Annotated in this window: 11 protein-coding genes and 1 CRISPR repeat array (1 of these 12 cut by a window edge); all 11 genes read left to right on the forward strand. The window is 69.1% G+C overall.

Translation table 11 applies throughout. The features are described 5' to 3' along the window. Positions 1–240 precede the first annotated feature (240 nt). Genes ABD798_RS03070 through ABD798_RS03120 form a run of 11 tightly spaced genes read left to right on the forward strand, consistent with a single transcriptional unit; the run spans position 241 to position 13,119 of the window. Positions 241–2,883 (forward strand): phosphoenolpyruvate synthase, encoded by a 2,643-nt coding sequence (locus tag ABD798_RS03070; protein ID WP_344870920.1) that lies wholly within the window; start codon positions 241–243, stop codon positions 2,881–2,883. Beyond that, positions 2,876–4,510, forward strand: coding sequence for an AMP-binding protein (locus ABD798_RS03075; protein ID WP_344870921.1), 1,635 nt, complete (start codon positions 2,876–2,878; stop codon positions 4,508–4,510). The genes ABD798_RS03070 and ABD798_RS03075 overlap by 8 nt, the downstream gene beginning before the upstream one ends. Further along, positions 4,507–6,111 carry a hypothetical protein gene (locus ABD798_RS03080; protein WP_344870922.1) on the forward strand — a complete coding sequence of 535 codons (1,605 nt, stop codon included), beginning with the start codon at positions 4,507–4,509 and terminating at the stop codon, positions 6,109–6,111. Before ABD798_RS03075 ends, ABD798_RS03080 begins: the two co-directional genes overlap by 4 nt. Beyond that, positions 6,108–6,341 carry an acyl carrier protein gene (locus tag ABD798_RS03085; RefSeq protein ID WP_344870923.1) on the forward strand — a complete coding sequence of 78 codons (234 nt, stop codon included), beginning with the start codon at positions 6,108–6,110 and terminating at the stop codon, positions 6,339–6,341. The genes ABD798_RS03080 and ABD798_RS03085 overlap by 4 nt, the downstream gene beginning before the upstream one ends. After that, positions 6,338–7,402: an SDR family oxidoreductase gene (locus tag ABD798_RS03090; RefSeq protein WP_344870924.1), complete on the forward strand. Its 1,065-nt coding sequence runs from the start codon at positions 6,338–6,340 to the stop codon at positions 7,400–7,402. The genes ABD798_RS03085 and ABD798_RS03090 overlap by 4 nt, the downstream gene beginning before the upstream one ends. Continuing rightward, complete coding sequence (locus ABD798_RS03095; protein WP_344870925.1) at positions 7,402–8,289, forward strand: nucleoside-diphosphate kinase; 888 nt, start codon at positions 7,402–7,404, stop codon at positions 8,287–8,289. Before ABD798_RS03090 ends, ABD798_RS03095 begins: the two co-directional genes overlap by 1 nt. Beyond that, entirely contained in the window at positions 8,286–9,242 is a 957-nt protein-coding gene (locus ABD798_RS03100) for a ScbA/BarX family gamma-butyrolactone biosynthesis protein (protein WP_344870926.1), read from the forward strand. The genes ABD798_RS03095 and ABD798_RS03100 overlap by 4 nt, the downstream gene beginning before the upstream one ends. A gap of 11 nt (positions 9,243–9,253) precedes the next feature. Next, entirely contained in the window at positions 9,254–9,868 is a 615-nt protein-coding gene (locus ABD798_RS03105; RefSeq protein ID WP_344870927.1) for a nitroreductase family protein, read from the forward strand. After that, complete coding sequence (locus tag ABD798_RS03110) at positions 9,847–10,719, forward strand: UbiA prenyltransferase family protein (RefSeq protein WP_344870928.1); 873 nt, start codon at positions 9,847–9,849, stop codon at positions 10,717–10,719. Before ABD798_RS03105 ends, ABD798_RS03110 begins: the two co-directional genes overlap by 22 nt. Before the next feature lie 10 nt (positions 10,720–10,729). Beyond that, positions 10,730–11,911 carry a cytochrome P450 gene (locus ABD798_RS03115; protein WP_344870929.1) on the forward strand — a complete coding sequence of 394 codons (1,182 nt, stop codon included), beginning with the start codon at positions 10,730–10,732 and terminating at the stop codon, positions 11,909–11,911. Continuing rightward, a complete protein-coding gene (locus ABD798_RS03120) occupies positions 11,908–13,119 on the forward strand; it encodes an amidohydrolase family protein (RefSeq protein WP_344870930.1) in 1,212 nt (403 codons plus the stop codon). The genes ABD798_RS03115 and ABD798_RS03120 overlap by 4 nt, the downstream gene beginning before the upstream one ends. 197 nt (positions 13,120–13,316) lie before the next feature. Next, positions 13,317–13,746: a CRISPR direct-repeat array (repeat unit 28 nt; unit sequence GGACCACCCCCGCTCGCGCGGGGAAGAC); it runs 218 nt beyond the window's last position.

The following is a 13,746-nucleotide window of genomic DNA, read 5'->3' on the forward strand; positions in this document are numbered from 1 at the left end:
AGACCGGTGCGTGAACCCCGCAAAAATGATGACAGATCTGGCCGCTGTGCAAGCAAAATGTCCGTATCTTGCCCCTAGTCGCAGGTCCCAAGCTTGTAGGGGTTGAGGTGCTCCGACCGTGCTTGCTAGCGTCCGCTCTCATCGCGACGGCCGGGCTGGGGAGCCCGAATGGCGCGAGACTCACCCTCCTATTCGTGTGCCCGTCGCACAAAATGCTTTGCCAAGCGGAGGAAAAACTTCATGCACGTACTGACGAGCGACACTTCCTCTGGGGAGAAGGGGCGACTCGCCGGTGCGAAGGCCCGCCATCTGCGCGAGCTGGCCCGGGGTGGCATCGACGTGCCGCCGTGGTCGGTGCTCGGGCTCGACGTCTTCGCCGCGTTCCTGCGCGGCGAGGGGCTCGAACGCGGGCTGAGCGCACTGCTGTCGGAGACGACCCTGGACAACGCCGGTGAGCAGGCACGCCTGATCGCCGAGCTGATCGAAGGGGCCGGCCTGCCCGACGAGGTCACCGAGCTGATCGAGCGCGCCCATGGGGACGTGGGCGCCGACCGGGTCGCCGTGCGGTCCTCCGGGGCCGAGGAGGACGGCGCGGAGTTCTCCTTCGCGGGCCAGTTCTCCTCCTACCTCAACGTGATCGGCCTGGACGACGTCGCCCGGCGGGTCCGCGGTTGCTGGGCCTCGGCGTTCACCGAGCGCTCACTGCACTACCGGCTGCGCAACGGCCTTCCGCTGCGAGCCGACGGCGTCGCGGTGATCATCCAGGCGATGGTGCCCGCCGAGCGCAGCGGTGTTCTGTTCACCGCGAACCCGGTCAACGGCTCACGCGCGCAGTACGTGATCAGCGCCGCGTACGGGCTGGGCGAGGGCTTGGTCTCCGGCGCGGTCGACGCCGACACCGTGGTGCTCGACGCCGCGAGCGGCGCGGTGGTGGAGACCGTCATCGGTGACAAGCAGGAGCGCTACCACCCTGCGGAGGACGCTTCCGGCTACCTGGTCAGCGAGGTGGACGCGGCCAAGCGAGAGGCGCTTTCCCTGTCGGGGCGGGACATCGCGCGGTTGCACGAGGCCGGGCGGCGGATCGCGGAGCTGTTCGGCGGTCCGCAGGACATCGAGTGGGCCGTGCACGCCGACCGCCTGTGGATCTTGCAGAGCAGGCCGATCACGTCGCCGTTGCAGGAGATCCCCTCGGGCGAGCAGCGGATCTGGGACAACTCCAACATCATCGAGAGCTTCAGCGGCATCGTCTCGCCGCTGACCTACAGCTTCGCCTCCAGCGTCTACGGCAAGGTCTACCGGCACTACGCGATGGCGTTGGGTGTGCCCGCGGCCGAGCTGCGCCAGATGGACGAGTGGTTGCCGACGATGCTCGGCTACTTCCACGGCCGGGTCTACTACAACCTCCTGCACTGGTACCGGATGGTGCGGCTCGCGCCGGTGTACCGGCTCAACCGCAAGGTTCTTGAGGTCTCGCTCGGCGTCGAGGAGTCGCTCGACGACGACCTGGCGAACTCGCTGCACCCGTACAAACCACGCGCGCTCGTTCGCCTGCGCACCACCATTGGCTTCACCAAGCGGTTCCTGGGGATGAACCGCTCCGTTGACGGGTTCCTGCGGTACTTCTACGACGCTTACAAGGTCTTCGACAACGTGGACTACGACTCGCTGTCCGGCGAGGAGGTCTACCGGCGCTTCCGTGCACTGGAGCGCGACCTGATCGAGAAGTGGGGCCCGATGATGGCCCTGGACGCCTCGATCCTGCTGTCCTTCGGAACCCTCTACCTGCTGACCAAGCGGTGGTTGCCGGACGCGCCGGAGTGGTTCAACTGGGCCGCCGCGAGCCCGGGAACCGGCGTGGAATCGGCCGAGCCCGTCAAAGCCCTGGCCGCGCTCGCCGCGACGGTGCGGGCCGACGCCGAGCTGCGCGAGATCGTCGAGAAGACCGACCCGGAGCAGACCGCCCAGGCATTGGCGGACGCGGGGCACACCGCGTTCCTCGCGGCGATCGAGGACTACGTGTCCCGCTTCGGCTACCGCAGCCTGGACGAACTGAAGCTCGAAGTGCCTGACCTGCATGAGGACCCGGCCACGCTGTACGTGATGCTGCGCGAAGCCCTGCCAGAGGTCAGCACCGCTCAGCCGGAACAGGCTCAGTCCTATTTGGACAAGCACCTGCGCGGCCCGAAGCGGTGGCTCTACGAGATCGTGCGCCGCAAGACCAGCACCTGCCTCGCCGATCGGGAGCGTCTGCGCTTCGCCCGTACGCGTGCTTTTGGCTCAGCGAAGCGGATGTTGCGCGCGATGGGCCGAGACTTGGCGCGTACGGGCAGGCTCGACGACTGGCGCGACGTGTTCTTCCTCCGCTTGGAGGAGCTGCGCGGCACGTTCGAGGGCACCATCGCGCACACGGAGCTGAAGCACCTCGTTGCCCTGCGCCGCAAGCAACAGGACGAGGACGCCAAGCTAGTTGCCCCGTCGCGCTTCACCACGTACGGCACTCCGGGGAATCTGGAGCAGGCTGGGTGGTCCTCACAACACGCTGGTCCGAGCGGCAAGAAAGAGTTCCGGGGAACGCCGTCGTGCCCCGGCGTCGTCGAAGGCCGCGCCGTCGTGACCGACGTACCGCGCGAGGTGGACGGCGGAATCCTGCTGACCTACCGCACGGACCCGGGTTGGGTGGCCACGCTGCCCACCGCCTCCGCGCTGGTGATCGAGCGCGGCAGTCCGCTGACGCACGTCGCGATCGTGGCGCGGGAGCTGGGAATTCCGACCGTCGTCCAAGTCAAGGACATCACCAGGGAGATCCAGACCGGCATGCGCGTCCGGCTCGACGGCGCCGCCGGAACGATCACCGTGCTGTCCTCGGGAGGCGACGATGAGTGAGTACCTGCGAGGCTGGCTGCAACGGCCGAACTCGGACCGGGGCATCCACCTGGCGCTCGACGCCGGCGGCTGGGAACGGCTCAGTTACGCCGAGCTGGCGAGCGCGGCCAGGCGCACGGCCGCCGCGCTGATCGAGGACGGGGTCCGTCCCGGCGACGTCGTCTGCGTGCTCATGCCGACCGGATTTCCGTGCATCACCAGCTTCTTCGGGGTGTGGGCGGCCGGGGCGACGGTGTGCCTCATCCCGCCTCCCGCGTTCGTCGGCGAGGACGACTACGTGGCGCACGTGGGCCGCATCCTGGCTCAGGCGCAGCCGAAGCTCCTGGTCACTTCGACCGAGCTGGAGCACTTCGCCGGGCGAGCGCTCAACGAGGCAGGACTGGACCAGAAGCCTTGGCCGCACAGGGAAGCGGCGACCGAAGCCGATGTGCAGCCGGCCGGAGATCTGGCGTTGTTGCAGTTCACCTCCGGCTCCAGCGGCACTCCGCGCGGGGTGCAGGTGACATGGGTGAACCTCACGGCCAACATCGAGCTGATCCGGAGCTGGACCGACTGGCGGGATGACGATCGGACCGCGTCCTGGCTGCCGCTCTACCACGACATGGGGCTCATCGGGTGCCTGCTGACACCGGTGTGCAGCCAGGGAGACCTTTGGTTGATGCGGCCGGTGCAGTTCATCCGCGATCCCGCGCGGTGGCTGGAGTGCTTGACCTTTGCCCAGCACACTGCCGCTCCGCCCTTCGCCTTCGACTACCTGACGCGGCGCCTCCACCCGGAACATCTGTCCACAATGGATCTGAGCGGGTGGCGGACCGCGATCATCGGTGCTGAGCCGGTCGACCCGGACGCCCTGGAGCGCTTCGCCGCGCTCGCCGCGCCCGCAGGCTTCTCGCCATCTGCCTACCTGCCCGCCTACGGCCTCGCCGAAGCGACGCTCGCGGTGAGCGCGCACACGGCAACCGAAGCGCCGCCGGTGATCCGACCGGACAGCGCCTCGATGAGGTTCGGCGAAGTCGTTGTGGTGGAACAGGAACGCAAGCTCGGTGATCCCACGACGGACGGCGAAGGCGGCTGGCTGGTCGGCTGCGGTTCCGCGACCGGCGTGCGCGTCCTGGACGAGGGCGGCGCGGTGCTCGACGAGGGGCGCCTCGGCGAGATCGAGGTCCACGGCACCTCCGTCGCGGTCGGCTACCGAGGCGGGCACGAACACGCCTCCACGCGCTTCGTGGGCCGCGCGGTCCGCACCGGAGACGCCGGGTTCATCCACAAAGGACAGCTCTACGTGCTCGGCAGGATGGGCGACAGCCTCAAGGTCCGAGGGCGCAGTGTGTACGCGGAGGACCTGGAGGCGAAGGTCTCGGCGGCGACGCGCATGCGCCGTGGCCGCTTCGCCGTCGTGAGCACGGTCCCCAGCGGAGTCGCACTGTTCGCCGAAGCCGCCGAGGGTGGCTGGATCGACGACGCCTCGACCGTGCTGCGCAACGAACTCGGCCCGGACGTGCCGATCAGCGTCGTGATCGGCAGCAGCGGCCTCATCCGCAAGACCTCCAGCGGCAAACCGAAGAGACGGCACATGTGGGAACAGTTCCAAGCGGGCGAGCTGGCCGGGGCGCGGGTGGCGCGATGATCCTGACCGAGGACCAGCTCCAGGCGCTGCTGGACACGACGATGGAGCGGATCGACGCGGGGCCGGAGTACGCGGTCGTGCTGGAGGGCTCCATCGCCGAGGGGTTCGGCAACTCCTCCTCCGACATCGACTTCCTGCTGATCGCCGACAGCGACGCCGACCTGCCGACCATGCCGTCGGTGCTGTTCGTCGACGGCCGCAGGGTCGAGGTCCGCACGCGCTCCGTCCGCCAGCTCACCCAGCAGTTCGACAGGGTGATCGCGGCGGGCAACCGGGTGTCCACACTGGACGAGGATCTGCTCAACCGGTGTCAGCGCATGCTGCGGAGCTTTCCCCTGCGCCGCAAGGACCTCGTCGGCAAGATCAAGGATCAGCTGCCGTTCGAGTCCTTCTGCGCCGTCATGCACAAGTGGTGGGCGCACCGCGCGCGGCACTGCCTGCGCCACGCGAGCGCGCTGACGGTACTGGGCCAGCACGAGGAGGCCCTGAGCTGGGGGCGCGCCGGGCTCACCCAGAGCATGAAGTCCTGGGCGGCGGGCAAGGGGGAGACCTACCTCGAACCCAAGTGGCTTTCGTTGCAGCTGGACCGCGCGGGCGAGGTGTCCGTGCGCGACCGATACTTCGAGTTGATCTCGTCAGCTGACGTCGGCGCCTCCGACTGCGTGGAGTTCGCCGCGCGCGTCGGGATCACGGGGTGCACGTATGAGCCGGAGCGGCTGACTGTCGAGCGTGCGCCCGGTGTCACCACGTGGCGCACTGGTGCACGTACGCATGTCGTGCGTGGCAAGCAGGACGTCTTCGCGTTGGGCGCCAACACCGCCAAGGTGTGGGGCTCTGTGGTGTTCGGCCGTCCTCTTGCTGCTCCCACTCCGGAGGCCGGGGCGATCATCGCGAGGTTCCTCCGGCTGGGGTTGATCCGGCTGAGCTGGCGCGGTGCCGGGACGCTGGTCCCCGCGCTGCCGCTCGCCGCTCCGGCCGGGCCTTTGTCGCCGCCGCCGAGCGCCGCCGCTCCCGTCCTCACCGTCGGCGGGGCTCCGGTGACCGGCGTGGATGCGATCGACCTGCTTCCTCTGCCTGCCAAGCGGTTCGGTGCCTCGGCCATGACGCTGGTGTGGTCGAACGTGCTCATCGAGAACGCCAAGGAAGACCTGACCGGCGCGCTCGACCGGCAGCAGTGGCGGGTCGCGGAGCTGGTCACGCGGCGGATGGTGCAGGTCAGCCTGCGCAGCCTGCTCAGCGCCTACGGCGTCAACCCGCTGCCGCCGGACGACGACCTGGTGCGGCGGCTCGACCTCCTGCCCGACACCGGCTTGGCTGCACCGGCGCGGGAGCTGGAGTCGGTGCGCGTCAGCACGCCCGAGGAGGGCCGCAGTGCGCTGAAGCGCTTGGAGGAGTTCGTCGCCGCCGTGCGCGCGATCACCGGGGCAGGGCTGTTCCCGTCCTCGTTCGACTCCGCCGACACCTGGCGGTCCACTTTGGACATCGGATACGACTGGCTGCGCCTCGGCGCGTACCTGGACGCCGACCTGCCGCTGACCGAGGCGCAGGACCTGCTCTCCAGCGGCGGCGCGCAGCCCCACCTCACGGGAGGCAAGACATGAGCGCACAGGCCGAGGTGGCGAAGGTCGTCGCGGCGATGGCGCCGAACCAGGGTGTCGCGATCACCGCCGACAGCTCGCTGACCGCCGACCTGGGCTACGACTCCCTGCGGCTGATGGAGCTGACCATGGCTCTGGAGAAGCACTTCGAGCTCCAGCCGGTGGACTTCGAGCGCGCCGCGACGGTCACCACCGTCGCCGACGTGACCCGCCTGGTCGAGGAGGCCGCATGAGCACGATCCTGGTCACCGGGGCCACCGGGCTGGTCGGCTCCGAAGTCGTGGCGCGCCTGGTGAAAGCCGGACACGACGTGCTCGCTCTCGTGCACCGGCAGCAGGTCCTGCTCAGGAACAACGGCACGGCGCTGCGCTCGGGGGACGTCACCCTGGTGCCCGGCGACGTCACCAAGCCGCGCCTGGGCTTGCCGTCCCGCATCGCGTCCACTGTGGACAAGGTCGTGCACTGCGCGGCGATCACCGACTTCGGCCGGGCGCGCGAGGTCTACCAGTCGATCAACGTCGACGGCACCGCCAACGTCGCCGAACTCGCGGCCGGGCTCGGTGTGCCGCTGGTGCATGTTGGCACCGCCTACGTCTGCGGTGAGCGGGACGGCGTCGCGCTGGAGTCGGATCTCGACGTCGGCCAGCGCTTCGCGAACGCCTACGAGGAGAGCAAGCTCCAGGCGGAGACCTTGGTGCACAAGGCCCGCGCCAACGGCTTGGCGGCGGCGGTCGTGCGGCCGAGCATCGTCGTCGGGGCCGAGCGCACCGGTGTCGTGAGGGACTTCAAGAACCTGTACGTGGTGCTGAAGCTGACCACCGAGGGCAAGGTCCGCTCCATTCCCGGGCACTACGACGCCAACCTGGACCTCGTCCCGGTGGACTACGTCGCGGACCTCATCGTCGAGGTCGCTGAGCGCTTCGCCGAAGCCGAGGGCAAGACCTTCCACGCGGTCGGCAAAGCGTTGACGCTACGGGACTTCTCGGATGTGCTCGCCGAGTACCCGTCGTTCACCGTGCCCCGGTTCGTGCCGCCGTCGAGCTTCGACGCGCAGCGGCTGCCGGTGGGGGAGCGGATGTACTACGAGCGGGTGGCCTCGCTGTACGAGAGCTACTTCCAGCGCCGGGTCCACTTCGACACCAGCACCGCCGATGCGTTCCGCCGCCGCAAGGCGCCGGTGGGCGGTCAGGTGTACCTGCGCAGGCTGCTCGACCACTGCCTCAAAGTCGGCTATCTCGGTGCCCCGCTGCCGAGCTTCACCGAAGTGCTGTCCACATTGGACGGTGATGCGTGATGGCGCACGGAGAACTGCTTTCGCCGAAGCTGAGCCAAGATCCGGCCAAGCGTGAACTGTTCGGCGCTGACACGTACTACCTGGAGAGCGCGGAGCAGCTGGCCGCGATGGCTGATGTCGAGGACTTCGCTTACCAGCACGCGGTCCTGCTGTTGAAGCCGGACGCGGTCGCGGCTCGACAGCTTCTTCAGACCGTAGACTGGTTGCCCGCCAACGGGTTTCGGATCGTGGCGGCCGAGCGGGTCGCGCTGACCCGGCACGTCGTGCGTGGTCTCTGGTACTTCCAGTGGAACTTGGCCACGCCGGAGCGGCGGTGGCTGGCGGAGCTGTTGACCGCCGCGTCGGACTCGCTCGTTTTGGTGGTGCGGGCTGATGAGGACAAGGTGCCTGCGTCGGTGTTGTTGACCGATCGCAAGGGGCCGACCGCTCCGGCCGCGCGCGTTCCGGGTCAGCTGCGCTACGAACTCGGCCGTTACAGCTACCTGCTGAACCTGGTGCACACACCCGACGAGCCCGCAGACGTGGTGCGCGAGCTAGGTGTCTACTTTGGACACGGTGAGCGCGCCCAGGTCTTCGCCTCCGCGCTGAGCGGTGCGGACTGCTCCGACCGCGCCCGCGAACTCGCCGATCAGCTCTACCGCGAGAGCAGGCCGAAGGACCTCAGCCTGGAACCGGCGGTCGCCCGGCTCGCCGACGTGGTCGGTGCCGCACCCGGGACCGACCCGCGCGAGCTGCTGGACGCGGTGCGGCGGGACGGCGTCGAGGTCGACCCGTGGGACCTGGTGATCGTCGGTTCGCACGTGCTTCCCATGAAACGCAAGCAGTTCTCTCCCGTTCTCGACGCGAGCTCGGTCGAGGCCTGGCTCACCGGTGGATGTGACTCATGACGACTCTCGACTTCAGCCAGATCGTTCCGCACAAGCTCGTGCACCGCGCCAGCCTGTGCGAGGTGTTCCTGACCTCGGCGGTCGGCGTCGACGCGGACACCTTCGACGTGGGGACCCAGGTCCCGCGCACGCATTCCTTGTACGGCGACAGGATCAGCCTGCCGACGCACTACGACCCGCTGCTCTACGTGGAAGCGGCCAGGCAGGCGTGCATTTACATTGCGCACCAGTACTTCGGAGCCCCGCTCGGCTACCACTTCATCCTGCGAGACGCGGAGATGGAGGTCGTGGACCACGGCGGCCTGACGGTTCTGGCGGTACCGACGAACGCGGTCCTGCGCTGTTCGGTGGTGCGGCGCTTCAAGAACCGCGACGGCGAGGTCACCGGGCTGCGCGTGCTGGTCACGCTCCTGGTGAGCGGTGAAGCCGCGATGACGGTGCAGATGTCCTACTCCTGGGTCCCTGCCGAGAAGTGGGAGTCGATGCGGGCGGACAACCGCGTCGCGCTCGCGCTGCCCTTGGAGCCGCACGCCGCGCCGCTGCCGCCGAGGGCCAACCCGGCTTCCGTGGACAGGCTCAACCCGGCCAACGTGGTCATCTCGCCGCCGCGCGCGACGACCAGTGGCCGCACGTCGTCGCTGGTGGTGGACACGGCGCACCCCGCGCTGTTCGACCACCCGCTGGACCACGTGCCCGGGATGCTCCAGCTGGAGGCGTTCCGGCAGCTGGCGATCACCACTGCGGGCTTCGGCAAACTGACCGGGATGTCGGCGAAGTTCGTCGGCTTCGGTGAACTCGACCTGCCCAACGAGTGCGAGAGCGCGATCGTCTCCGCGGGCGACGATGTCGAGGTCCGGTGCGCGGTGCGGCAGGAGGGGCGCACAGTCGCCGAAGCGCTGGTGACACTGGTGATGGCCGACCGGCCCGCCGTCGCGCGACCGGTGCGGGGCTGAGCAACGTGGGCGTGGACTTCGACGAGGTGGCGACGACGACCCGTTCGGTGCGGCGTCGGCTCGACCTGACCCGGCCGGTCGCGCGCGGGGTGGTGGAGGAGTGCCTGCGGTTGGCGCTGCACGCCCCCAACGGCGCGAATCGGCAGGACTGGCGCTTCCTCGTGATCGACGCGCCGGAGCTGCGCGCGGGCATCGCCGAGCACTACCGCGCCGCCTTCGCCGCTTACCGCGCGACGCTGTCCGATGAGGTGGCGCGCAGCGGCATGACCACGTCCGCGCAGTACCTTGCCGATCGGTTCCAGGACGTGCCGGTGCTCGTGCTCGGGTGTGCTCGCGGGCGGCTCACCGATTCTGCATCGGCGGCCAAGCGCTCCAGCTTCTACGGCTCGGTGTATCCGGCGCTGTGGAGCTTCATGATGGCCGCGCGCAGCCGTGGGCTCGGTACGACGCTGACCACCGTGCACCTGGCTCGGGAGCGCGAAGTGGCTGAGCTGCTGGGGATTCCGTTCGACGAGGTTACCCAGGTCGCCCTGATCCCCTTGGCGCACATGGCCAACGACGGGTTTCACGCCGGTCCCCGACGCGCACTGGGGGAGGTGATGTCGTGGAACAACTGGCAACCGTGAGGCTCGGTCGTTTCGTCCTGCGCATGTTCCGCCCGCACATCTACGCGACCTACGCGGTGCTGTGGGTGCTCGCGCTGGAGGGCTCGGCGGTGCTGATCTCCGGTCGGGACTGGGTTCTCGACGAGGGCACTGCGGTGCGGGCGGTTTCCGTTGTGCTGGTGCTGCTGTTCATGCGCATGGTCGATGAGCAGAAGGACCTGGAGTACGACCGGGTCCACAACCCCGACCGGCCACTGGTGTCGGGTGCGATAACTGCGACCGAGCTGCGCTCCGCGATGGCCGTGATCGCCGTGATCGTGGCGGTGCTGAACGCTTTCGCGTCGACTGCTTCGGTGCTGTTGGTGTTGGCGGACTTAGGTTATGGGCTGTTCCTTGTGGTGTTGGAGCGCTGGTCGCACCGCATCCGCGACGGGCTCATCGTGAACCTGTTCGTGACCTATCCCGTGCAGCTGCTGCTCAGCGTCTACCTCTACGTTTCGTGCGGTGGGCCTGCCGATTGGCGCGCGGTCCCGCTGCTTTTGATCTTCGCGTGCGTTTTCCTGCACTTCGAGTTCGCTCGGAAAACCAAGTGGGACAACGCTTCTGGTGAGCGCATGTACTCGGGCGTGCTCGGTCCGGTTGGCAGCGCGGTGACCGCGCTGGGGTTGGGGCTCGGTGCCGGGGTGCTCGCGCTCGTCGTGTTCCGCCCGTGGGAGTCCACGTCGGTGACGGCTTGGTTGCCGTACTTGCCGCTCGTGCTGCCCGTGCTGGGCGCGTGGCGGTTTCTTTCCGGTAGGCCGTCCTGGCCGCTCGCGCCCGCGATGGCGTTCGTGCTCTCCAGCTACGTCTTCCTCATCCTTCAAGCTCTGTAGGCAGGTTTTCGTGAAGTTCCCATTCAGCACACCGGAACGGCTCGACATCGACCCGTTCTTCGCGAAGCTGCGCGAGGAGGAGCCGGTCACCAGGATCACCCTGCCCTACGGCGGCGACGGGTGGCTGATCACTCGGCACGAGGACGTCAAGACCGTGCTCACCGACGCCAGGTTCAGCCGCGCCGCCGCTGTGGGCAAGGGGATCCCGAGCGTCCAGCCGATCCCGCCGATCCCCGAGCTGGTCATGTGGATGGACCCGCCGGAGCACACCAGGCTGCGCAAGCTGGTGACCAAGGAGTTCACCACCGGCCGCGTGGAGGCCATGCGGCCGTGGGTGCGCGAGACCGTCACCTCGATGCTCGACGACATGGTCGCCGCCGGGCAGCCCGCCGACCTGGTCGAGCACCTGTCGCTCCCGCTGCCGGTGATGGTGATCTGCGAGCTGCTCGGCGTGCCCTACGCCGACCGTGAGCGCTTCCGGCACTGGTCGGACGCGCAGATGGCCACGACGCAGTTCGACGTCGAGGCGATGGTGGCCGCTCAGCAGGCCATGTACGAGTACTTCATGGCGCTGATCTCCGAGCGCCGGGTGGACCCGAAGGAGGACCTGCTCAGCGCGCTTGTGCAGGCCCACGACGACGGGGAACGGCTCAGCGAGGGCGAACTCGTCGCGATGGCGATCACGCTGCTGGTGACCGGGCACGAGACCACGGCCATGGAGATCACCAACTTCACCTACCTGTTGCTGCGGCACCCGGAGAAGTACGCGGCGCTGTGCTCCGACCCGTCCCGGGTGCCGACCGCGGTGGAGGAGATGCTGCGCTACGTGCCGCTCGACGTCGGCGGTTCCTACGGCCGCATCGCTGTCGAGGACGTGGAGCTGAGCGGCGTGACCGTGCGCGAGGGTGACGCGGTGTTCGTCTCCAGCCTCTCCGCCAACCGCGATCTCGCCGTCTTCGCGGACCCGGAGGAGCTCGACCTGGAGCGCGAGAACAACCCGCACCTGAGCTTCGGCGCCGGTGTGCACTACTGCCTCGGCGCGCGGTTGGCCCGCATGGAACTCCAGGAAGCGTTGGGGGCCATCGTGAAGCGGTTCCCCGCGCTGCGCGTGGCGGTCCCGGAGGAGGAGATCCAGTGGCGCAAGGGCATGATCGTGCGCGGTCCGCTGTCGCTGCCGGTGGGGTGGGCGTGAGAACGGTCTTCCGCTCCGTCCGGATCTTCGACGGCTCCGGCGTTTCGCCGCACGACTCGGTTCTTGTCGAGGACGGGGTGATCACCCAGGTCGGCGGGGTGACCGCGGACGCCCCCGATGTCGTTGACGGCACAGGCAAAACCCTGCTCCCAGGCTTCGTCGACGCGCACACCCACGTGTTCGGCTCGGTGGAGAACCTGGAGCTGGCGCTCGCGTTCGGTGTCACCACCGAGGTCGACCTGTTCTCGTTCCCGCCGGATGCCACTTCGGCGCTGCTCGCCTCCTCGCGGTCGCGGGACGACGTCGCGCAGATGATCACTGCGGGGATGTTGGCCTGCCCGCCGGGGAGCCGTCCCGCGCTCATGCTCCCGGGCCTTCTGCCCACTGTGGACGGTCCTTCGCACGCCGCCGCTTTCGTCGCCGCCCGCGCCGCCGAGGGCTCCGCGTGCATCAAGGTGCACCTGGACGACGGCGCCAACCACGGCATGTCCGTGCCGCTCTTCGACCTGCCCACGCTGCGTGCGCTCGGCTCGGCCGCCCGTGATGTGGGGCTTCCTACGGTGGCTCACGTGTCGGACGCGCGCACCATGGAGCTGGCTTTCGCGGCGGGGCTCGACATGGCCACCCACGTGCCACTCGACTCTTCCTTGTCCGAGGAAGTCGTCCGCGCGGCTGCGGCGCGGGGCCAGGCGGTGATCCCGACATTGGCCATCGCTGAGCTGGCCGTTGACACCGCGCGCGGACGGTCCCTTGTGGACGATCCGCGCATCGCCGCCCTCCTCCCGCCCGATGCGGAGTCCGCGCTGCGCGAGGGCACCGAGGGGCTCGCCGTGGAGGAGCTGCCGCCCGGCTCGTCCATGGAGAAGGTGCTCACCAGCATGCGGCGCCTGCGCTCGGCCGGCGTTGAGGTGCTCGTCGGCACCGACGCCAACAACGCGCCGTTTCGCGCTTGCCCGGCAGTGCACGGCGCCGCGATCCACCGCGAACTGGAACTCTTCGTCGCCTCCGGCCACACCCCCGCAGAAGCCCTGGCCGCCGCGACGTCCTTGCCCGCCAAACGCTTCGGCCTGCACGACCGCGGCTCCGTTGCCGAGGGCCTGCGCGCCGACCTCCTGCTCGTCGACGGTGACCCGACGCGCGACATCTTCGCCACCCGCGCCATCACCGGCGTCTGGAAACGCGGCGTCCGACGCTCTCAGCCCGCGTGAGCACGACCGGGTTCGCCGCTCTTCAAGACCCCCAAACCCCCCTTTCGATCATCTTTAACCACCGCAAACCTCAACGCGGCCAAGGGTTTGCCCTCGTTGAAGACCTCTGGGACGGGGGTTCGGGGTACTTGAAGACCGGCGAACCCGGGCTCGCCGGAGGCGGCCCTGGGCGTTGCTCGCGCCGGGCGAGAGGCTGCGGACCACCCCCGCTCGCGCGGGGAAGACACCCGACCGCCAGCAGCGCCGCCGTCGACGAGGCCCACAACGGACCACCCCCGCTCGCGCGGGGAAGACCCGGAGCCGAGCTGCTGGGCAGTGGTGGTGAGGGGACCACCCCCGCTCGCGCGGGGAAGACTACTCGCCGCGCCGGGACGCGGCCGTGGACGCCGGACCACCCCCGCTCGCGCGGGGAAGACGCGATAGCCAGCGCCTCTGCCGCGTCAGGGTCGGGACCACCCCCGCTCGCGCGGGGAAGACGCCGATGGGTTTTTCCCTTACGGCAACGCGATTGCGGACCACCCCCGCTCGCGCGGGGAAGACGTGCCGCGCTGGCTGGCCAGGATCACGGTCACGGGACCACCCCCGCTCGCGCGGGGAAGACGGTGGTCGAGGACTGGTGGGACCGGG

Source organism: Allokutzneria multivorans (assembly GCF_039537405.1).
In the GTDB taxonomy this organism is placed as follows: Bacteria; Actinomycetota; Actinomycetes; order Mycobacteriales; family Pseudonocardiaceae; genus Allokutzneria; species Allokutzneria multivorans.